Origin of the sequence: Pseudomonas sp. C2B4 (assembly GCF_013359695.1) — a bacterium.
Taxonomy (GTDB): domain Bacteria; phylum Pseudomonadota; class Gammaproteobacteria; order Pseudomonadales; family Pseudomonadaceae; genus Aquipseudomonas.
On sequence record NZ_JABFMU010000026.1, the window covers coordinates 1 to 20,754 of the forward strand.

Below are 20,754 nucleotides of genomic sequence, written 5' to 3' on the forward strand. Positions count from 1 at the left end.
GTGGCAGCACCGTACCGGAAAGGTCAGGTGTTGCACTCAGTTTTTGCGGCCGCCAAGTATTAGTCGTTGACGACCATCAAATCGTTACCCTTGCGGTCACTAATTTGCTTCGCGAACACGGGTTCGACGTGGTCGGACAAGCCAACACCGGAATCCTGGCCATTGACGGGGTACGAACCCACAAACCCGACCTGGTGATTCTCGACGTGGACATTCCACAACTCGACGGCCTGAGTGTGATGAAGCGCCTGTCCAGTTTCATGCCAAAACCCCGGATCCTGATCTTCACCGGCGCCAAGAACTCACGCCTGCCCCAGCGTTGCCTGCAAGATGGCGCGTCAGGTTTCGTGAGCAAGGAAGGCACCATGGGTGAACTGTTGAATGCCTGCCTGGCGATCAAGGAGGGTTACACCTGGTTCAAGGCCGACACCATAGACTCGGTGCGCGAAGAGGACTTCAACTCAGACGAGGACGATGCGGTAAAGAAGCTGTCGCCGCGGGAAATGAATGTCTTGCGCTGCCTGGCCGGCGGCCTGACCAACATGAAAATCGCCGAATCCCTGCACATCAGCAACAAGACCGTCAGCACCTACAAGACTCGCCTCCAGGAAAAACTGAAGATCGACAGCATTGTCGAACTGGCGGAATTCGCCAAGCGCCACGGGCTGGTCTAGACATTTGCTACGGGCGTAAAAAACTGCATCGCTGCAGTTTTTTTACGCTCGGTACAATCACATCGCCTTCAGCTGTGCTCGATGATCAGCACACCGTCCTGCCACAGTTGCGCCAAAGCCGCGACACCGCCCGTCAGGGTTGCCGATTGCCCGGCAAAACTGACCTGCTGCAGATCCCGACTACCTTCACACACGGCATTATCCGTCGAGCCGCCCAAGGCCGTGGTATTGCCCCATTTGGCCGCTTCCTGTGTCGACAACCCGCAGCCGCCCGCGACCAAAAAACCCTGGAAACGCAAAACACCCGCGTAAGGCGCGGGTGGCGCAGCCAGACATTGCGCACTGATTGATGCCAACGCCAAAACGAACATCAGTTGCTTACGCATAGATCACCGAGAGACAGAGGAGTACATCTCGGAGTAAAGACTACGAGTCATTCCAAGGTAAACAACAGGGGTGAATCTGCGTCACAAATTTCAAAAAAATTTATTCTTTCAACAAGGCGGCCTCCAACTGCAGCAAGTTCTGTTTCAAGTGATGAACCTGGACCAGACAACTTTCTTCCTGACGTTGCTCGGCAAAGACCTGCAATCGTCGACAGTTTTCCACGACTTCCTGCGCATCGATGATTTTCGCCGCGCCTTTGATCTTGTGGGCCAGGCGCGCCAGCTCGGGTAAATCGCCCTGGGCGACAAACACATCGAGCATCACCAGGTCGGCCCGGTTGCTGCGCACCACCTGCTCGATGAACGTCGCGTGCGCCTGCGCACCCAGGCCATTGACCTTGGCCAGTGACTCAGCGGAAAACGGCATGATGTTGTCCGGAAATGCCAACTGGATGCGGTTGATCAATTGGTCCAGCGTCAGGGGCTTGAACATGCAATCGCTCATGCCAGCCTGCAGGCACTGTTTGACCACCTCAGTCTGCGCGTTGGCGGTCAAGCCGAAAACCGGACATGCCGGCAAAGCCTGCTCGCGCTCCCACTGACGCAAGTGCCGGGTAAATTCAAAGCCGTCCATGTTCGGCATGTTGCAGTCGCTGATGACCAGATCGAACGCCAGGTCGGCGTGCTTGCACATGAACAGCGCCCGCTCGCCGTCTTCGGCAGACTCGACGCGATGGCCGGCAAATTCCAGTTGCTGGCACAGCAACAGGCGGTTGGCCGCGTGATCATCCACCACCAGCACATGCAATGAGCGCCCCACCCTGGGCACCGATTGCCCGGTTTCTGCAGACTCCGGTTCTTCGCAGAGCGGCGCGTTGAACATCAGGCTGAAGGTCGAGCCGGCCCCGGGTTCGCTTTCCAGCTGCAATTCGCCGCCCAGCAGTTCGGCCAGGCGTCGGCAGATACTCAATCCCAGGCCTGTCCCACCCTGTGCGGCCCGGCCGCGACTGGTCTGGACGAACGGTTCGAAAATCGCCAGTTGTTGGGACTCCGACAACCCGTGCCCGGTGTCTGTCACTTGAATCATCAGATGCGCAACGTCGTCCTGTGAGGCCTGCACCGCATCGAAAACAGCGATCTCGATGCTGCCGCGATCCGTGAACTTGATGGCGTTGCTCAGCAGATTGGAAACGATCTGCTTCAACAGCAGCGAATCGATCAAAATGTGAGGGTGACGAACTTCCATCACCAGGTGGATCTTGAGCCCCTTGCCCTGGGCGCTCGGCTCAAACAGCTTGAACACCGAGTTCATCAGTTTCGGCAAGTCGGTCGGCCGCGGGGAAGGCTTCATGGCGCCCGACTCGATTTTCGACAGGTCCAGAATATCTCCGATCAGGGACAGCAGCGCCTGCGCGGACTCGTGAGCGACGTCGACCGCCTCGCGGACTTGCTCGGCACTGCCGCCGCGCCGCTGCAGCAATTCGAGCAGGCCGATAATGGCGTTCAGTGGGGTGCGGATTTCATGGCTCATGCTGGCCAGGAACACCGACTTCGATCGGTTCGCCGAATCCGCGGTGTCCTTGGCCTGGCGCAGCTCCTGAAGAATCTGCTCACGCTCGGTCAGGTCGATCCAGCCGCCGATAATCCCGATGACCTTGCCGTCGACATTACGGAACGGCAGGGTCCAGTGGTAGATCCGGTAAGACTGGCCACAGACCTGCACTTCCATATCGGCGAAGGTGGGCTCGCCGTCAATCAGGGTGCGCTCGTAAAACTGATGATGGTACTGATTGAAATGCGGCGTCATGACCGGAGAATCGCGCAGGTTCTTGCCCACCACGATGTGACGCTCGGTCTGCAAAAAGTCCAGGTAGGACTGATTGCACTGCAACAGCAGGCCTTCATGATCTCGCACGTACAACGCCACGGGCGAGCCATCGATCAGGGTCCGGGTGAACTCCAATTGATCCTTGAGCTTGCGTTCGGCCGCCTGGCGCTGGTTGATCTGGTGACGCAAATAGCGGTTCCAGACGAGAAACAGCACCACGCACAGGAAGGCAATTCCCAACGCCTTGTAGACAAAACCCCGGTAGTTGGTCCAGGAACTGGCCAGGGGCGGCGTGAAGTGACTTCGCCAGCGCTCGGTCAGGTGCTGCAGGTCTTCCGGCGCAATATCCAGCAAAGCCTTGTTGATAATGCTGATCAGGATTGCTTGATCGCTTCGGGCAACCATCCCGATGCGCGCCACATCGGGCCCGACGGAGGAACGAATCGCCAGCTCGTTCGGGTAGAAATTCTTGATGAAATAGTCAGCCCCCAATTGCGTGTTGATCGCGCCGTCGACCTCGCCATCGATCAACATTTCTATACCGCGCACGGTACTTTCGACCTCCTCCAGACCGATGCGCGGGTAGTGCTGCTTCAACCAGGGAATCAACGGACTGCCGGCAACGATCGCGACGCAGCGATCGTTGAAATCACTGACGTCGTTCAGCCCTTCCGTTTCTCGCCGGCTGACCAGCACCATCGGGTTGACCGCGTAGGGCCGACTGAAGGTGATGTTGGCGCCCGACTGCAGCCCGATGATTGCCGATCCGATCAGATGGACCGAACCGTGCCGTAGCTGGTCAATCATGTCGATCACGCTGGCACCATGGGTCATGGTGAACTGCATGCCGGTGCGCAGCGAGATTTGCTGCAGGATATCCACGGCAAGGCCACGGAACACACCGTCCTGATCGTGGAAGGTCATCGGGGCATAACTGCCGCCGACAGCGACCCTGACCTGTGGATGTTGATCGATCCAGCGCTGTTCTTCTGCCGTGAAACCGAGCATGGGCGGTTGCTCGACATACTTGGCGGCCAGATCCCAACGCGAGGTAATGCGCAGGCGACGGGCCAGCGGAAGGGCTTCCAGCGTCTGATTGATGGCCTTCAGTAAGTGCGGCTTCCTGGAGCTGACGGCAAAGGCGATGTTCATTTCGGGTTGAATCGCATCACCGGCGATGTAGGCGCCGTTGTAAAACGTACTTTTGATCAGATGATCCGCCGACGCCGCATCGCTCCAATAAGCGTCCGCCTGACCATAGACCAAGGCAGACAAGGCATTGAGATCCGAGCTTTCGGGCACCAGCACCGCTTCCGGATACTGGGATTTCAACTGCTGGTACAGCTCCTGGTCGCTGGTAAATGCAAGCCTTTGCCCCTTCAACCGATCCAGGCCCTTTGCACTGTCGCCGATGCGTTTGACGATCACCGCTCGATCGAGCAGGTAGGGACTGCTGACCAGCAGGTCGTCGCGTGCACCTCCGGGACCGGTGTGGATGGCCAACAGATCCGCATAGTTCGTCACCACCGCCTGCTCGGCTTCATGCCGAGTGCGGTAGCGAAAGATCTGAATGTCGGTGAACCCCAGAGAACCGCGCAACACGCCCAGGTAGTCGGCGGTCACACCTTCGAACTTGTCGGGTTCAAACCCGACATCAAACGGGGGAAAGGCGTTACCCCACACCGCCACGCGCAAAACCGGATGCTTATCCAGCCATTTGCGGGTCGCCGGGGCAAAGTCGACAATCGGTGCGATCACTGGCGTTTGAACGAGCAACTGCAACCGGGCGGGTTGGGCCTGTACAGTCGTGGCCAACAGCAGCCAAGCCAGCAGTTGCCATCCTTTACAGGCGGCAAAGCGAAAAGAACTGGTCAAAAACACTTTTCCAAAACAAATAAAACAGGCGCAGAAACTAATAAGTTACTGCAATAAACTCCAGCGCAATTAGTGCGTAGGACCAAACATTCACTACTGTCGGATCAATCCTACTTAACGAAGCGGCGAAAACCTTCAAGAAACTCAAAGTGCAAAGCCTAGGGTGTCTTATTTAGTCACCGGGTTTATTGCCATGAAGAATTCCGCATTGAAAATATTGTTGATAGAAGACAATGCCATTCTGGCTCATGCCTCCCAAAACAGCGCCAACGAAGCCGGCGTCTACTGCATACGTCACTGCGATTCAACTGAGCAGGCGCTGGAAACAAACGCCAAAAGCCCCATTCAATTCAATGTGGCGCTGCTTAAATACGCGGGTGATATCCAGACTGACTTACAGCACATGAATGCACTTCACCGACAGGGAAAAACCCGGGCAATCGTACTGGTCGGAAGTTATTCACCCCATGAAAAACAAGCATTGAAAAAGGCCGCCCGGACTCAGGAACTTCCGTTGCTTGGCCTGCTTGATCTGCCACTGAGCAGCGGCCATTTGCGCAACCTGCTACAGACAGCCGCCGTGTAAACAGCGCGGTCGTGGCCGATGGATCTTCAAAAACAAACCCGACATCCTCCGATGTCGGGTCGTCGCGCTTCAATTACCAGAGGTAGCGATAACCCAGGGTCAATCCCCACGGTTGCGTGATGTCATGACCTTTGGCGAACTCGGCATCCAGGGCAATCTTGCTGCGCTCGCTGATCTGCACGATGCCGCCAAACCCCAGCTCCAGTCGATCGCCAGGCAACTCGGCCTTGAGACGGTTGCCGTTGACCTTGACGGTACTGGCGCCGGCATGTTCGGTGATCCACGAGGCCTTGGCATAGGGTTGGATTTCCATCCCGTTTTCCAGCGTCATGTTGCGGCCGAACAACGATCCCAAACGGCTTTGCAGGGAGTTCGTGTCATCGGCATCCACACGCAAACCGTTGGTCGCGGTGTAATCGCCACCGGTGGTGTGGGTCGCTGTCACTTCAAGTTGCGGCTCGACGAACCAGCCATCCTTGAGCTTGATATGACGGCCGACTTCAACGTCCATGCCCACGCCCTGGTTGGTGTAGGAGCCTTTGACCGGGGTGCCCAGGTTGGTCGGGGTTTTGACTTCGTTATCGAAATGGCTGTATTTGGCCACCGTGTCGACATAGAAACCGCTGTCGTGCAGGTAAGTGGCGTACGTGCCGATCATCCGGCTCTGTACATCACCCGACGCGCCCTCGCCAAAATTCATGTTCGAACGCGCGCCACCCACGACGCCACCGACGTACAACTTGCCCTCGCCGACGGCAAACGCCTTGTCCGCGCCCACTTCCATGCCGGTGACATTTTGCGTGTAGGAGCGACTGGACCCTTCAGCCACGTCGAAACGCCTGCCGATGGCCCGCGTCCATACCCCGCCTTCGTCCTTGCCCATGCGCAGTTCGCCCAGGCGCTTGACCAGTGCGTTCATCTGCGCGCTCCACAGCGTGGCCCCGGCGGTTTGTGACGCCAGCGCCGCGTTCGCGCCCTTGGAAAGGTCACCAGGACCGGGACCCGTCACGGGAGGCACAACGGGATCAAGGGGATCGATCGGGTTGACCGGATCAATCGGCGTCAGCGGATCGACCGGAGGTTCGACGGTCACGCTGTTTCGCAAAAACCAGTCATCGCCTTGCTGAGCCAGTGTGTAACGGAAGGCACCGGCATCAACGTGCCCGCCAAAGAGTCCGAACGTACCGCTGCCGCCATGGCCGTCGACCACCTGCAGCTGTTGCCCGGGACCGCTCGGTTCAAGACCGGAATCCTCAATGACCAGGGTGTGGCTGCCGGAAATCTGTCCGTTGACCCGCAGCAGGTCGCCCTGCAAGGTCGACAAATCGGTATTGAGATCGAAGCGGCCGGAACCGCTCAAGTCTTCGTTGATCGTCAACGTCTTGAAAGCGCCGTTGAGCGACGGTTCAAACACCACGTGGCCATTGGTTTGATTCAACGTGCCAACGTTCGAGTCGGCCGTCATGATCCACAGGCTGTCTTCCAGGTCGAGGTTTTGCAGTCCGTCGATGGCGCCGTGCAATGCCGATTGATTTCTCAGCGCCACCTCGACTTGCTGGGCCTCCACGAGAATATCGCCGTTCAATGTCGAAGCAATCGCCGCCACCGACACCTGTTCATCCGCCACCCGCGTACCGTCGCTCAATTCCCGGACAGTGGTATGCAGCACCCGCTCACCCGCGAGCCGGCTATCGAGCAGTTCCAGGCGCAGCCCGCCGGAGGCATGCACTGCCGTCTCCTGCGCCGTCACTTGAGAACCCAGCAATTGCAGGGAATTGATAAGGCCGTTCCTGGACAACGAACGCACACCCACGCTGTCCTCGTCCATCACCTGAACCAGCGTATCCGCCAGCCCCATCTGCGCCCCATCCTGCAACAGCAAGCCACGAGCGCCCGCGCCCTGGGCATTGACCGTCAAGCCTTGACCCTGAATACGCGAAGCCCCGACGCCGACAAGCCCGAAACCGCCGCCCTCTGCATTGATCGCAACGTCATTGAGGTCAATCCGCGTGAGAGGCCCCACAGCGAAAACACCTGCACTGAGGCCGTGGGTTTGAACGTCCACCTCATTGGCCACGACAGAGGAACCATTATCGGCATAGAGGCCGTGAGCGCTGTCGCCGAATGTCTCGATCGAACTTTTCTGCACGTCGATCAACGCGCCGCTCTGAGCAATGGCGCCATTGGCACTGGCACCGCGAGTGCTGATCTGGACGTCGTTGACCAGCACCAGGCTGGTATTGCTGGCAGCCCAGATGCCATGCGCATTCCGTCCGGCCGTGTCGATGCCGGTACCCTGCAACGCCACCATTGAATCGCGGTTGGCGTTGACGCCTTTGGCGTTGTCGCCCGTTGTCTGGATGAAGCTGTTCAGCACACTGCCCCTGGAACGCTCTTGCTCATTGACACCCCGGATATACAACCCATCGGCGGCAAGACCTTGAGTCAGAATGGAGGTGAGGTGCATATCAAGTGTGCTGGCGGTAACGGCATTCACACCCCGGGCACCGGCACCCTGGGTGTTGATTTGAGCGGCCTCCAGCCGCAGCTGTGCGCCATTGCCCAACGTCGCGCCGTGGGCGTTCTGGCCCAGTGTCTGCACGTCGCCGCTGGCCAGGACAATCCGGCTATCCTGGCCACTGGCCGACACCCCCGATGCATTGCTGCCGGTGGTGGAAAGCTGCGCACCGTTCAACATGGCCTCACCGGCCATCACCTGCACGGCGTGGCTGCCGAGCCCTGTGGTACTGAACGAACTTTCGGTGATCCTCGCGACCGCCCCCTCCCCGTCGATCAACAGCACGGGTTCGTAGTCATTGGCGGTCGTGACCGTCAATTTACTCAGGGCAATCTGATCGCCCTTGCCCAATTCAATCGGGGCCGCATGGGCATGGGAAAACGCAGCCCAGACCAGGGAAATACCTGTCGCCAGGGCATGGGGTTTCAATCGGAGGCAACGCACGGGAGTGGTCCTTGTATCGAGTCGAAAGGTCGAAAAAGATGAGCTGCACGCAAACACTTCGCGGCTCACTCATGGCTTCGCCAATTTTCAACCGATGACGCATGGCACCCCGTAGGACTGAACCATCAGACGATGTCGTCCAGATCCCTACAGCAATAACGAATCGTCCTACATGGACGCGCCATGATTTCAAGGGATGGTGCTTATGGCGTTTTATGGCGTTCGCTGGAAAGCCGCTCGGCGAATGCATCGACGTCGGGCACCCCTTCTTCGGGCATTTCACGCAATGTCGCCTGCACCAGGCGCATCTGGCGGATAAACCGCCGACAGTTGGAGCAAAACAGCAAATGGTGTCGCACCATGAATGTCTTGCGAAAGCTCAATTGCCCATCGAGATAATCACTGGCAGCGGCCACTTGGTCTTTGCAGGTCAACATTCACCGCGTTCCTCAAAACGTTCTACGGTTGCAAAGACCTTCATCCGGGCCCTATGCAGCAGCACACGTGCGTTAGTGAGTGAGATTTTAAGCAGGCTACAGATGTCTTCTAGTTCGACCCCGTGGCGATCGCGCAGCAACAAAACGCTGCTTTGCAATTCAGGCAAGCGCGTCAACGTGCGCTCCAGGCATTTACGCAACTCTTCCTCGGTCAACAGTGCCTCCGGCGTGTCCTGATGCCAGTCGTAGGGGGCGACCAGCCAATGACCATCAGACGAAAAACGTTCGTCATCGACCGTTCCGTGAGGCGACGGCAGATCGTCAAGCAACACCTCGCGGCGATTCTGCTTGTAGCGACTCTTGGCCGAGTTGGCCGTGATGGTCAGCAGCCAGGTCTTCAGGCTGGAACGGCGCTGAAAACCATCAAGATTACGCACCACTGACAACCAGGCGTCCTGCACCACATCGTCCGCGCCACGAGAGCCGACAATGGCAAAAGCCACGGCCTGCATGGCGCTCTGGTAAGTATTGATAAGTTCTTTGTAAGCGTTCGGTTCACCCGCCAGCAAGCGATCGAGAAGTTGCGCTTCGTCAGACATTTAGATAACGCTCCGAATGAGCGCAACCAGGCACAATATAGTTCTTCAGCATAAAAACACCTGATCGGTTAAATAAACGAAAAGGGCCATGCTATTGCACGCAGTATTCTCTCGCTGTAGGAAGCATCCCAAGTATCTTTGGAATGGGACTACACAACGAAAAGGGTTATTACCCAACTACGTTGCACTTCAATCTCTCGAAAACTCGATAACTTCAAAATTTATAAGTGAGGGCATTCCGAAAAAAATAACGATATACAAGATGATCAAGGGACAGTTTCCCGGGGCCGCCCGCCATCAAATACAACAATACCGCTGCCCAGGTACCGTGAGTCGGGTAAGCATCGGGATACACGAACAGTTGAATGATCAAGGTCACGCCCAACAAGGCCAGTGCGGAAAAACGCGTGGCAAAACCGAGCAGGATAAGGATCGGGAAAAAGTGTTCGGCGAAAGTGGCCATGCAGGCAGCCATCTGCGGTGACAGCAACGGCAGCTGATACTCGCTGCTGAACAACGGGAGGGTCGAGTCCGCCAGACGCGGGATGCCGAGTGAAAAGGTGCCGTCGAACAGATCAATGGCCAGCCCTTCGATCTTGGTTTGACCGGACTTCCAGAACACCGCGGCAATGGAAAACCGCGCAACAAAGGCAATCAGGCTGTGAGGGATCATGTACATCAGCGTGACGGCATCTGTAATCCAGTTTTGTACGGTCATGCGCAGGTTCATGCTGACTCCTTGGTGGGGTGAATGGACGTAATGGCCTGGTGGCTGATCAACAGCGCCAGGGTGTGCTCCAGTTCGAATGCCGGAGCGCCTGCTATTGCCTGGCTCAACGCCTGGCCACTTTGCAGGCCGTGGATAAACGCGCTGGCGCCGGCGTCAATGGAAAACACCTCGACATGCAGATCGTTGCGCAACACCAGGGCGTGCTGGCCCTGGCTGGGATCGAGCCCTTCCAGAGTATTCGTTCCCTGATGGGCGCTCCAGATCGCGACCACGGCGAAGGCCGAACGCAAAACATTCACCGAGGGATGGAGCACGACATTGAGCCCGTCCAAAGTGCTCGGGTCTGAAAGCGTGGCGGCAATCTGCTCGTGGCTCAGCGGCTGCGCATCAGCGGCGTGATACGCCCGAACCCGCAGTCGTTCCAGTCGGGCGACATCCGCCAGATAGCCCACGCAGGATGCCGGCTCGAACCCCTCGATGAAGTCCGCAAAATCCCCGCCGTAGTTGTTGATCAACGGGCTGCGTGGCGGGCGGCTCCGGATGTAGGCCTGAGCCATCGCACGAAAGAACGCATCGCCCACCAATTGCCTGACCACCGGGTAACCGTCGGCCAACGCGTTGATCAACGAGCTCTGCACATTGTTGCGATAGACCGCAAAACGGCTCGCCGGGTCAGCGCCATTGGTACTGAAGAAACCTTCGGGGCAGGCCCGCTGTGTGTCGATCAGCGCGGCGGCGAACGCGGCGAGCGTGCTCATTGCAGACGTCCGCAAGACAGCAACAGTTCATCGGCTTGACGCGCTTCTGCCTGCAATACGTGGAAAGCCGGGACCTGATTGTCACGCTCGATAAGGGTGGCGACCGGTCCCGTTTGCGCCAGCACCTGTTGATACAAGGCCCAGACCTGGCGATCAATCGGCGCACCGTGATCGTCGATCAGCAGGCGATCACCCAGGCTATCCTGGTCTTCGGCGAACCCGGCCAGATGGATCTCGCCCACGGCATGCAGCGGCAATGCATCGATGTAGGCCAGCGGGTCGCGTCGATGATTGATGCACGATACGTAGACGTTGTTCACGTCCAGCAACAACCCACAACCGGTGCGATGAACCACTTCATCGATGAAGTCGGTTTCATCGATCGTCGAGCGCTTGAACATCAGGTAAGTCGCCGGGTTTTCCAGCAACATCGGGCGCTTGAGGGCGGTTTGAACCTGATCGATGTGATCACAGACCCGGATCAGGCTGGCCTTGTCATACGCCACCGGCAACAGGTCATTGAGAAACATCGGGCCGTGGCTGGACCAGGCCAGGTGCTCGGAAAAAGAATGGGGTTGATAGCGTTCGATAAGCTCGGCGAGGCGTTTGAGATGCAGTGTGTCCAGCTCATCTTCACCGCCAATCGACAGACCCACGCCATGCAACGACAGTGGGTAGTGCTCGCGGATCAACTCCAGATAAAAATGAAACGGTCCGCCGGCCACCATAAAGTTTTCGGCGTGAACTTCGAAGAACCCGATATCAGGGATTGAACCGAGCACTTCCAGAAAGTGATCGGACTTCAGTCCCAGACCGGAACGGCGCGGCAGGCCGCTCGACAAATCGCTCATGGTCGACATTCAGACTGGGTCACTCTCAGGACTTGGCCTTGAAGGCTTGCAGCTGACCGAAACCGGTCGACGATGTTTTGCTTTCGAGGGTGACGCAGGTGCCTTCAGGGACCAGTTTCCAGGCATTGGACTGGTAGTCGGTTTTTGCGCTGCCTGCGCAAGTCGTGCCGGCACCGGCTGCGCAATCGTTGTGACCTTTCAAGGCCACACCGAAGCATTTTTCCATCTTGTCGCCAGCCTGGGCGGCAGTCGATACCGCGGCCATGCTCAAGGCGGAACCAAGGGCCAGAACCAGGGCAGTAGCCGACAAGGTGCGAGGGGTTGCAGTCATGATGTCTCTCCGAAAGGCTGGCGTGATGACAAGCGTGCTTGCTTGATTGCCTTTGTAGAGAACGCTGACGGCAGAACGTTACGGTTTACGACGAAACTTTTTGACCTGACCGTGACGCCGCGCTTATGCCTTGCAGCTTGAGCCCAACCTTCAGAAAAATAGATATACACTCAGGTAAATCGATAAAAACAGCCCACCGGGTGCGCTTCTCATGATGACCCTGCGTCAGATCCGTCATTTCATCGCCGTGGCCGAGACCGGTTCGATCTCCGCCGCCGCGCAAACCGCGTTCATTTCCCAGTCCACCCTGACCCTGGCGATCCAGCAACTGGAAGAGGAGATTGGCGTCAGCCTGTTCAGCCGCCACGCCAAAGGCATGACCCTGACCCATCAGGGCCATCAGTTCCTGCGCCAGGCCCACCTGATCCTCGCCACGGTCGACAACGCCAAACGCAGCCTGCAGCAGAGCACCGATCAGGTGGCCGGACAGTTGATCATCGGAGTGACCAGCCTGGTGGCCGGTTACTACCTGGCGGATTTGCTCACCCGTTTCCAGCGCGCCTACCCTAACGTCGAAATCCGCGTGATGGAGGACGAACGCCCTTATATCGAGCATTTGCTGGTCAGCGGCGAGATCGATGTCGGTGTGTTGATTCTGTCCAACCTCGAAGACCGCCACGCTTTGCAGACCGAAGTGCTGACTCATTCGCCGCACAGACTCTGGCTGCCGGCCCAGCATCCGCTGCTGGAACACGACAGCATCAACCTCGCCGACGTCGCCCGCGAGCCGCTGATTCAGCTCAACGTCGATGAAATGGATCGCAACGCCCAGCGCATGTGGACGGCGGCCTCGCTGCAACCGCGCATCACCTTGCGCACCGCTTCGACCGAAGCGGTGCGAAGCCTGGTGGCCGCCGGGTTGGGCGTATCGATTCAACCGGACATGACCTACCGTCCATGGTCACTGGAAGGCGACATCATCGAAGCACGGCCGATCGCCGACCTCAGCCAGACCCTCGACGTCGGCCTGGCCTGGCGTCGCGGCACGGCACGGCCGGCCTTGGTGGACCCGTTCCTGACCGTTGCCCGCGAACAGCCCCACGGCGGCCGCAAGCCATCTATTTAATCGAACGGCACCTTCAGTATTTAGTATTTGTCGACCTCGGGTCCGCGCACTAGTCTTGATCCATCTATATAAGACGGCCGGGCCCCAGTCACAGGGAGCAGCATGGCCACACAAGAAAAGAGAACCCGAAAAATGGCTGGCGCGCAGACCCCGCTGTTTACCGCCCTGTTGATCGATGGTGAATTAGTCGCCGGTCAAGGCTTTGTCGAGCCGATTCTCAATCCGGCCACCGGCGAAGTCCTGACGCAGATCGCCGAAGCCAGCAGCGAACAAGTCGAAGCCGCCATCAATGCCGCCCACCGTGCCTTCGCCAGTTGGTCGCGCACCACGCCGCAGCAGCGCTCGAACCTGTTGCTGGACATCGCCAACGCCATCGAAAAAAACGCCGACCTGCTCGCCCGCCTCGAAGCCCTGAACTGCGGCAAGCCGTTGCACCTGGCCCGTCAGGACGACCTGAGCGCGACGGTCGACGTGTTCCGCTTCTTCGCCGGTGCCGTGCGTTGCCAGACCGGCCAGCTCAGCGGCGAATACCTGCCAGGCTACACCAGCATGGTGCGTCGCGACCCAATTGGCGTGGTGGCGTCCATTGCGCCGTGGAATTACCCGATCATGATGGCCGCGTGGAAAATCGCCCCGGCCCTGGCCGCTGGCAACACCTTGGTGTTCAAGCCTTCGGAACACACGCCGCTGTCGATCCTCGCCCTGGCCCCGGCGCTGGCCGAGATCCTGCCCCGTGGCGTGATCAACATTATCTGCGGTGGCGGCGAAGGCGTCGGCAGTCATCTGGTCAGCCATCCCAAGGTGCGCATGGTGTCGCTGACCGGCGATATCGTCACCGGCCAGAAAATCCTCCAGGCCGCGGCCAAGACCCTCAAGCGCACCCACCTTGAATTGGGCGGCAAGGCCCCGGTGATCGTCTGCAACGATGCCGACATCCAGGCCGTGGTCGAAGGTGTGCGCACCTACGGTTACTACAACGCCGGCCAGGACTGCACGGCGGCGTGCAGGGTGTATGCACAGGCAGGGATTCACGATCGCCTGGTGGCCGAACTCGGCGCGGCGGTGAGCAGCCTGCGTTTCGCCGGCAAACGCGATGCCGACAATGAAATCGGCCCCCTGATCAGCACCCGCCAGCGCGACCGCGTGGCCAGTTTCGTCGAACGCGCCCTCGGTCAGCCGCATATCGAGCGGGTCACCGGCGCTGCGGTGCATTCCGGCGCAGGGTTCTATTACCAGCCGACCTTGCTGGCCGGCTGCAAACAGAGCGACGAAATCGTCCAGCGGGAAGTGTTCGGGCCCGTGGTGACCGTGACCCGTTTCGATGAACTGGAACAAGCGGTGGACTGGGCCAACGATTCGGAGTACGGCCTGGCGTCGTCGGTGTGGACCCAGAATCTGGACAAGGCGATGCAGGTCGCCGCCCGGTTGCAGTACGGCTGCACCTGGATCAACAGCCATTTCATGCTGGTCAGCGAAATGCCCCACGGCGGCCTCAAGCGCTCGGGCTACGGCAAGGACCTGTCCAGCGATTCGCTTCAGGACTACAGCGTGGTGCGACACATCATGGCGCGCCACGGACAACATCTCTGACTACGCTAATAACTAGCCGCCAACGGCATGCTTCACCACGTTCAAAACTGCCCCGACCATAATTTAAAGAAGAGGGAATTCCCATGTTCGTGCACAAGACCGCACTGCTCAGTGCAATCACCACAGCGCTGCTGGCCAGTGCCAGTGTCCAGGCCGCCGAGCCGCTGAAAGCGGTTGGCGCTGGCGAAGGCCAACTGGATATTGTGGCGTGGCCCGGCTACATCGAACGTGGCGAAAGTGACAAGGCCTATGACTGGGTCACCGGTTTCGAGAAGGAAACCGGCTGCAAGGTCAATGTGAAGACCGCCGCCACCTCCGATGAGATGGTCAGCCTGATGGCCAAGGGCGGTTACGACCTGGTCACTGCATCCGGCGACGCGTCCCTGCGCCTGATCGTCGGCAAGCGTGTGCAGCCGATCAACACCGCGCTGATTCCGAACTGGAAGAACCTTGACCCGCGCCTCAAGGACGCGCCGTGGTACGTGGTCAACAAGCAGACCTACGGCACCCCGTATCAGTGGGGCCCGAACGTGCTGATGTACAACACCAACGTGTTCAAGACCGCGCCGACCAGTTGGGGCGTGCTGTTCAATGCCGAAAACCTGCCGGACGGAAAACCGAACAAGGGCCGCGTGCAGGCTTATGACGGTCCGATCTACATCGCCGACGCGGCGCTGTACCTGAAATCCGCCAAGCCGGAACTGGGCATCCAGAACCCCTACGAACTGACCGAAGCCCAATACAAGGCCGTGCTCGACCTGTTGCGCGCCCAGCAGCCGTTGATCCACCGCTACTGGCACGACACCACCGTGCAAATGAGCGACTTCAAGAACGAAGGCGTGGTCGCGTCCGGCGCCTGGCCGTATCAGGTCAACGGCCTGATGAACGAGAAACAGCCGATCGCCTCGACCATCCCGAAAGAAGGCGCCACTGGGTGGGCCGACACCACCATGATGCACACCGATGCCAAGCACCCGAACTGTGCCTACAAGTGGATGGATTGGTCGCTGCAACCGAAAGTCCAGGGTGACGTAGCGGCGTGGTTCGGTTCGCTGCCAGCGGTACCGGCGGCGTGCAAGGAAAGCGAATTGCTGGGTGCCGAGGGCTGCAAGACCAACGGTTTCGAGAACTTCGACAAGATCGCCTTCTGGAAAACCCCGCAGGCTGAAGGCGGCAAGTTCGTGCCGTACAGCCGCTGGACCCAGGACTACATCGCGATCATGGGCGGTCGCTAGCCAGCCCCCCTGTGGGAGCGAGCCTGCTCGCGAAGAGGCCATCACATTCAACGTTGAGGGTGGCTGACACACCGCCTTCGCGAGCAGGCTCGCTCCCACAGTTGATCACCGCCGCAGCCGCTCACGCGCTCGGCTTAGAGACGACAGATACTCGCTTTTTCAGAAGTCCAGGCAGGGCCGCTGCGACGGCCTTCGCCTTTTTGGAGCACCGCACCATGACGCTTGCAGTCCAGTTCACCAACGTTTCCCGTCAGTTCGGCGAAGTGAAAGCCGTTGACCGGGTTTCCATCGACATCCAGGACGGCGAGTTTTTCTCCATGCTGGGGCCTTCCGGCTCGGGCAAAACCACCTGTCTGCGCCTGATCGCCGGTTTTGAACAGCCGAGCGCGGGCTCGATCCGGATTCATGGCGAAGAAGCCGCCGGGCTGCCGCCGTATCAGCGTGACGTGAACACCGTATTCCAGGATTACGCGCTGTTCCCGCACATGAACGTTCGCGACAACGTCGCCTACGGTTTGAAAGTCAAAGGCGTCGGCAAAGCCGAACGCTTGAAGCGCGCCGAAGAAGCCCTCGACATGGTCGCCCTCGGCGGCTACGGCGAGCGCAAGCCGGTGCAACTCTCCGGTGGTCAGCGCCAGCGTGTGGCCCTGGCCCGTGCCCTGGTCAATCGTCCGCGGGTGCTGCTGCTCGACGAGCCCCTCGGTGCGCTGGACCTGAAATTGCGCGAGCAGATGCAAGGCGAATTGAAGAAGCTGCAACGCCAGCTCGGCATCACCTTCATTTTCGTCACCCACGACCAGACCGAAGCGCTGTCGATGTCCGACCGCGTCGCGGTGTTCAACAAGGGCCGCATCGAACAGGTCGATTCGCCGCGCAACCTGTACATGAAACCCTCGACCACCTTCGTCGCCGAATTCGTCGGCACCTCCAACGTGATTCGCGGTGATCTGGCCAAACAGTTGAGCGGCAATCCACAACCGTTTTCGATTCGCCCCGAACACGTGCGTTTCGCCGAAGGCCCGCTGGCCAGCCATGAAGTCGAAGTCAGCGGCTTGCTGCACGACATCCAGTACCAGGGCAGTGCCACCCGCTACGAACTGAAGCTGGAAAACGGCCAGACCCTGAACATCAGCCAGGCCAACAATCAATGGCTCGATACCAGCGCCCAGCACCAGACCGGGCAGCGCATGAGCGCTCGCTGGGCGCGCGAAGCCATGATTCCGCTGCACGACACACTTGCGGGCGGGGTGTGACATGAGCACCTTGGCTGTCTCTCAAACCCCGGCCAGCGGCTCGGCGCTGCGCAGGTTTTCCAACCTGTTGTATCGCCGGCCGAACCTGTACCTGTCGATGCTGCTGGTGCCGCCACTACTGTGGTTCGGCGCGATTTACCTGGGCTCGTTGCTGACGCTGCTGTGGCAAGGTTTCTACACCTTCGATGACTTCACCATGGCGGTCACCCCCGACCTGACCCTGGCGAACTTCACCGCGCTGTTCCAGCCCTCGAACTTCGACATCATCCTGCGCACCCTGAGCATGGCCATCGTGGTGTCCATCGCCAGCGCCATCGTCGCGTTCCCGATTGCCTACTACATGGCCCGCTACACCACCGGCAAGACCAAGGCGTTTTTCTACATCGCGGTGATGATGCCGATGTGGGCCAGTTACATCGTCAAGGCCTATGCCTGGACCCTGCTGCTGGCCAAGGGCGGCGTGGCGCAGTGGTTCGTCCAGAACCTGGGGCTGGAACCGCTGTTGCAGTTCGTGCTGGGCATACCAGGGGTCGGTGGCAGTACCTTGTCGACCTCGCACCTGGGGCGCTTCATGGTGTTCGTCTACATCTGGCTGCCGTTCATGATCCTGCCGATCCAGGCCTCGCTGGAACGCCTGCCGCCGTCGCTGCTGCAAGCCTCCGCCGACCTCGGCGCCAAACCGCGCCAGACCTTCATGCAGGTGATTCTGCCGCTGTCGGTACCGGGCATTGCCGCCGGTTCCATCTTCACCTTCTCCCTGACCCTGGGTGATTTCATCGTGCCGCAACTGGTGGGCCCACCGGGCTACTTCGTGGGCAGCATGGTCTACGCCCAGCAAGGCGCGATCGGCAACATGCCGATGGCCGCCGCGTTCACTCTGGTACCGATCGTGCTGATCGCCATTTACCTGTCCATCGTCAAACGACTGGGGGCCTTCGATGCACTCTAATTCAGAAAAGCAGGGGGAGAAAGCCTCTCTAGGCTTGAAAATCGCAGCCTGGGGCGGGCTGGTGTTCCTGCACTTCCCGATCCTGATCATCTTCCTGTACGCCTTCAACACCGAAGACGCGGCGTTCAGCTTTCCGCCCAAGGGCTTCACCCTGAAGTGGATCGGCGTGGCGTTCTCGCGGCCTGACGTTCTGGAAGCGATCAAGCTGTCGTTGCAGATTGCTGCCGTTGCCACGGCGATTGCCATGGTGCTTGGCACACTGGCGTCGGCAGCGTTGTACCGTCGGGACTTCTTCGGCAAGCAAGGCATCTCGCTGATGCTGATCCTGCCGATCGCCCTGCCGGGGATCATCACCGGGATCGCACTGCTGGCGACCTTCAAGACGCTGGGCATCGAGCCGGGGATGTTCACCATCATCGTCGGTCACGCGACCTTCTGCGTGGTGATCGTCTACAACAACGTCATCGCCCGGTTGCGCCGCACGTCCCACAGCCTGATCGAGGCCTCGATGGACCTCGGCGCCGACGGTTGGCAGACCTTCCGCTACATCATCCTGCCGAATCTCGGCTCGGCGTTGCTGGCCGGCGGCATGCTCGCGTTCGCGCTGTCGTTCGACGAAATCATCGTGACCACCTTCACCGCCGGCCATGAACGCACCCTGCCGCTGTGGCTGCTCAACCAGCTCAGCCGCCCACGGGACGTACCGGTGACCAACGTCGTCGCGATGCTGGTGATGATCGTGACCATGCTGCCGATTCTCGGCGCCTATTACCTGACCCGTGGCGGTGAAAGCGTGGCGGGGAGTGGCGGGAAGTAAACCAGGAACAGACAACCACATCCCCTGTGGGAGCGAGCCTGCTCGCGATGACTGACTGACATTCAACACTGATGTCGCCTGTCAGACCGCTATCGCGAGCAGGCTCGCTCCTACAGGGGCCGGTTTCAAAACAAGAACTGATTTGAAGAGGACATAGCCATGCAAACCCAACTCTTGATCAACGGCCAACTGGTCAACGGCGAAGGCCCCGCCCAACCGGTGTTCAACCCGGCGCTGGGTCGCGTGCTGGTGGAAATCAACGAAGCCAGCGAAGCCCAGGTCGATGCCGCCGTACGTGCCGCTGATACCGCGTTCGACAGCTGGTCGCACACCCCGCCGAAAGAACGCTCGCTGCTGCTGCTCAAACTCGCCGACGCCATCGAAGCCCACGGCGAAGAGCTGGCCAAACTGGAATCGGACAACTGCGGCAAACCCTACAGCGCCGCGCTGAATGACGAGATCCCGGCGATTGCCGACGTGTTCCGCTTCTTCGCCGGCGCCAGCCGCTGCATGAGCGGTTCGGCCGGTGGCGAATACCTGCCTGGCCACACCTCGATGATCCGTCGCGACCCGGTGGGCGTGATCGCCTCCATCGCGCCGTGGAACTACCCGCTGATGATGGTCGCCTGGAAAATCGCCCCGGCCCTCGCCGCCGGTAATACCGTGGTGCTCAAGCCGTCGGAACAAACCCCACTGACGGCGTTGCGTCTGGCCGAACTGGCGTCGGACATTTTCCCGGCCGGCGTGCTTAACCTGGTGTTCGGTCGCGGTCCTACCGTGGGCAGCCCGCTGGTCACTCACCCGAAAGTGCGCATGGTGTCGCTGACCGGTTCGATTGCTACCGGTTCGAACATCATTTCCAGCACCGCTGACAGCGTCAAACGCATGCACATGGAACTGGGCGGCAAGGCCCCGGTGATCATCTTTGACGACGCCGACATCGATGCCGCCGTCGAAGGCATCCGTACCTTTGGCTTCTACAACGCCGGGCAGGACTGCACCGCCGCCTGCCGGATTTACGCGCAGGAAGGCATCTACGAGAAGTTCGTCGAAAAACTCGGCGCCGCGGTCAGCAGCATCAAGTACGGCCTGCAGGACGATCCTTCCACCGAACTCGGCCCACTGATCACCGCGCAACACCGTGACCGCGTCGCCGGTTTCGTCGAGCGCGCCGTGGCGCAGCCGCACATCCGCCTGATCACCGGCGGCAAAACCGTGGACGGCAACGGTTTCTTCTTCGAACCGACCGTGCTGGCCGACGCACAACAGGATGACGAAATCGTCCGTCGCGAAGTGTTCGGGCCGGTGGTGTCCGTGACGAAATTCACCGATGAAGCGCAGGTACTGGGCTGGGCCAACGACTCCGACTACGGCCTGGCATCCTCGGTGTGGACCGCCGATGTGGGTCGCGCCCATCGTCTGTCGGCTCGCTTGCAGTACGGCTGCACCTGGGTGAATACCCACTTCATGCTCGTCAGCGAAATGCCCCATGGCGGTCAGAAACTGTCCGGGTACGGGAAGGACATGTCGATGTATGGGTTGGAGGATTACACCGTCGTGCGGCATGTGATGTTCAAGCACTAACAGCTTCGCGAGCAGGCTCGCTCCCACATTTGAAATGCATTCCCCTGTGGGAGCGAGCCTGCTCGCGAATGAGTCACCTCGGTTTCAAGGCAGAAACCGGCAATACGCACCACCAGGGCTCCACACCAAAGAAGTCAAAACAATAACCACCGATCCGGGCGGTGCCGTCATGGCCCCGCCACG

Annotated in this window: 18 protein-coding genes; 9 read left to right on the top strand and 9 right to left on the bottom strand. The window is 59.6% G+C overall.

All coding sequences use genetic code 11. The features are described from left to right. On the top strand, positions 1–674 hold a 674-nt coding region (locus tag HNQ83_RS17220; protein ID WP_175390034.1), incomplete at its 5' end, for a response regulator transcription factor. Positions 675–742: 68 nt separating this feature from the next. On the opposite strand, the gene HNQ83_RS17225 is transcribed toward HNQ83_RS17220, so the two are convergent. Together HNQ83_RS17225 and HNQ83_RS17230 are read right to left on the bottom strand one after the other, a co-directional pair. Further along, a complete protein-coding gene (locus tag HNQ83_RS17225) occupies positions 743–1,060 on the bottom strand; it encodes a hypothetical protein (protein ID WP_175390035.1) in 318 nt (105 codons plus the stop codon). 100 nt (positions 1,061–1,160) lie between these two features. After that, positions 1,161–4,763 carry an ATP-binding protein gene (locus tag HNQ83_RS17230; protein ID WP_175390036.1) on the bottom strand — a complete coding sequence of 1,201 codons (3,603 nt, stop codon included), beginning with the start codon at positions 4,761–4,763 and terminating at the stop codon, positions 1,161–1,163. 193 nt (positions 4,764–4,956) lie between these two features. Between HNQ83_RS17230 and HNQ83_RS17235 the strand changes: the two genes are divergently transcribed. Beyond that, complete coding sequence (locus tag HNQ83_RS17235) at positions 4,957–5,349, top strand: response regulator (protein ID WP_175390037.1); 393 nt, start codon at positions 4,957–4,959, stop codon at positions 5,347–5,349. A gap of 73 nt (positions 5,350–5,422) precedes the next feature. Here HNQ83_RS17235 and HNQ83_RS31470 read toward each other — a convergent pair whose 3' ends face one another. The 7 genes from HNQ83_RS31470 to HNQ83_RS17270 all read right to left on the bottom strand — a co-directional run bounded on the left by HNQ83_RS31470 (position 5,423) and on the right by HNQ83_RS17270 (position 12,017). Beyond that, positions 5,423–8,311 (bottom strand): autotransporter outer membrane beta-barrel domain-containing protein, encoded by a 2,889-nt coding sequence (locus HNQ83_RS31470; RefSeq protein WP_175390038.1) that lies wholly within the window; start codon positions 8,309–8,311, stop codon positions 5,423–5,425. Positions 8,312–8,514: 203 nt separating this feature from the next. Then, a complete protein-coding gene (locus tag HNQ83_RS17245; protein ID WP_175390039.1) occupies positions 8,515–8,748 on the bottom strand; it encodes an anti-sigma factor in 234 nt (77 codons plus the stop codon). After that, positions 8,742–9,347 (bottom strand): RNA polymerase sigma factor, encoded by a 606-nt coding sequence (locus HNQ83_RS17250; protein ID WP_175390040.1) that lies wholly within the window; start codon positions 9,345–9,347, stop codon positions 8,742–8,744. Before HNQ83_RS17250 ends, HNQ83_RS17245 begins: the two co-directional genes overlap by 7 nt. Before the next feature lie 214 nt (positions 9,348–9,561). Continuing rightward, entirely contained in the window at positions 9,562–10,077 is a 516-nt protein-coding gene (locus HNQ83_RS17255) for a DoxX family protein (protein ID WP_175390041.1), read from the bottom strand. Beyond that, a complete protein-coding gene (locus HNQ83_RS17260) occupies positions 10,074–10,835 on the bottom strand; it encodes a DUF2063 domain-containing protein (RefSeq protein WP_175390042.1) in 762 nt (253 codons plus the stop codon). Before HNQ83_RS17260 ends, HNQ83_RS17255 begins: the two co-directional genes overlap by 4 nt. After that, positions 10,832–11,686, bottom strand: a complete 855-nt coding sequence (locus HNQ83_RS17265; protein ID WP_175390043.1) for a DUF692 domain-containing protein — start codon at positions 11,684–11,686, stop codon at positions 10,832–10,834. The genes HNQ83_RS17260 and HNQ83_RS17265 overlap by 4 nt, the downstream gene beginning before the upstream one ends. Positions 11,687–11,711: 25 nt before the next feature. Then, entirely contained in the window at positions 11,712–12,017 is a 306-nt protein-coding gene (locus HNQ83_RS17270) for a DUF2282 domain-containing protein (protein ID WP_175390044.1), read from the bottom strand. 211 nt (positions 12,018–12,228) lie between these two features. Here HNQ83_RS17270 and HNQ83_RS17275 point away from each other — a divergent pair, with 211 nt between their 5' ends. The 7 genes from HNQ83_RS17275 (at position 12,229) to HNQ83_RS17305 (ending at position 20,571) form a co-directional block, all read left to right on the top strand. Beyond that, positions 12,229–13,143 (top strand): LysR family transcriptional regulator, encoded by a 915-nt coding sequence (locus HNQ83_RS17275; protein ID WP_090316798.1) that lies wholly within the window; start codon positions 12,229–12,231, stop codon positions 13,141–13,143. A gap of 102 nt (positions 13,144–13,245) precedes the next feature. Then, entirely contained in the window at positions 13,246–14,733 is a 1,488-nt protein-coding gene (locus HNQ83_RS17280; protein ID WP_175390045.1) for a gamma-aminobutyraldehyde dehydrogenase, read from the top strand. Positions 14,734–14,816: 83 nt separating this feature from the next. Further along, a complete protein-coding gene (gene ydcS / locus HNQ83_RS17285) occupies positions 14,817–15,968 on the top strand; it encodes a putative ABC transporter substrate-binding protein YdcS (RefSeq protein WP_175390046.1) in 1,152 nt (383 codons plus the stop codon). Positions 15,969–16,183: 215 nt separating this feature from the next. Continuing rightward, positions 16,184–17,221 (top strand): ABC transporter ATP-binding protein, encoded by a 1,038-nt coding sequence (locus HNQ83_RS17290; protein WP_175390047.1) that lies wholly within the window; start codon positions 16,184–16,186, stop codon positions 17,219–17,221. 1 nt (position 17,222) lies between these two features. Further along, on the top strand, positions 17,223–18,170 hold the full coding sequence (locus HNQ83_RS17295; RefSeq protein ID WP_175390048.1) for an ABC transporter permease: 948 nt from the start codon (positions 17,223–17,225) through the stop codon (positions 18,168–18,170). After that, the gene (locus tag HNQ83_RS17300; RefSeq protein WP_175390049.1) at positions 18,160–18,987 is read left to right on the top strand and encodes an ABC transporter permease; all 828 of its coding nucleotides are present in this window, start codon (positions 18,160–18,162) and stop codon (positions 18,985–18,987) included. The genes HNQ83_RS17295 and HNQ83_RS17300 overlap by 11 nt, the downstream gene beginning before the upstream one ends. A gap of 159 nt (positions 18,988–19,146) precedes the next feature. Continuing rightward, positions 19,147–20,571, top strand: a complete 1,425-nt coding sequence (locus HNQ83_RS17305) for a gamma-aminobutyraldehyde dehydrogenase (RefSeq protein WP_175390050.1) — start codon at positions 19,147–19,149, stop codon at positions 20,569–20,571. The last annotated feature ends 183 nt before the right edge of the window (positions 20,572–20,754 follow it).

Excerpts from the sequence above, each read along its gene's own strand:
- HNQ83_RS17255 (WP_175390041.1), bottom strand. The coding sequence starts at position 10,077 with ATGAACCTGCGCATGACCGTACAAAACTGGATTACAGATGCCGTCACG.
- HNQ83_RS17300 (WP_175390049.1), top strand. The coding sequence starts at position 18,160 with ATGCACTCTAATTCAGAAAAGCAGGGGGAGAAAGCCTCTCTAGGCTTG.
- HNQ83_RS17260 (WP_175390042.1), bottom strand. The coding sequence starts at position 10,835 with ATGAGCACGCTCGCCGCGTTCGCCGCCGCGCTGATCGACACACAGCGG.
- HNQ83_RS17280 (WP_175390045.1), top strand. The coding sequence starts at position 13,246 with ATGGCCACACAAGAAAAGAGAACCCGAAAAATGGCTGGCGCGCAGACC.
- HNQ83_RS17245 (WP_175390039.1), bottom strand. The coding sequence starts at position 8,748 with ATGTTGACCTGCAAAGACCAAGTGGCCGCTGCCAGTGATTATCTCGAT.
- HNQ83_RS17270 (WP_175390044.1), bottom strand. The coding sequence starts at position 12,017 with ATGACTGCAACCCCTCGCACCTTGTCGGCTACTGCCCTGGTTCTGGCC.
- HNQ83_RS17225 (WP_175390035.1), bottom strand. The coding sequence starts at position 1,060 with ATGCGTAAGCAACTGATGTTCGTTTTGGCGTTGGCATCAATCAGTGCG.
- HNQ83_RS17265 (WP_175390043.1), bottom strand. The coding sequence starts at position 11,686 with ATGAGCGATTTGTCGAGCGGCCTGCCGCGCCGTTCCGGTCTGGGACTG.
- HNQ83_RS17305 (WP_175390050.1), top strand. The coding sequence starts at position 19,147 with ATGCAAACCCAACTCTTGATCAACGGCCAACTGGTCAACGGCGAAGGC.
- HNQ83_RS17295 (WP_175390048.1), top strand. The coding sequence starts at position 17,223 with ATGAGCACCTTGGCTGTCTCTCAAACCCCGGCCAGCGGCTCGGCGCTG.
- ydcS (WP_175390046.1), top strand. The coding sequence starts at position 14,817 with ATGTTCGTGCACAAGACCGCACTGCTCAGTGCAATCACCACAGCGCTG.
- HNQ83_RS17235 (WP_175390037.1), top strand. The coding sequence starts at position 4,957 with ATGAAGAATTCCGCATTGAAAATATTGTTGATAGAAGACAATGCCATT.
- HNQ83_RS17290 (WP_175390047.1), top strand. The coding sequence starts at position 16,184 with ATGACGCTTGCAGTCCAGTTCACCAACGTTTCCCGTCAGTTCGGCGAA.
- HNQ83_RS17275 (WP_090316798.1), top strand. The coding sequence starts at position 12,229 with ATGATGACCCTGCGTCAGATCCGTCATTTCATCGCCGTGGCCGAGACC.
- HNQ83_RS17250 (WP_175390040.1), bottom strand. The coding sequence starts at position 9,347 with ATGTCTGACGAAGCGCAACTTCTCGATCGCTTGCTGGCGGGTGAACCG.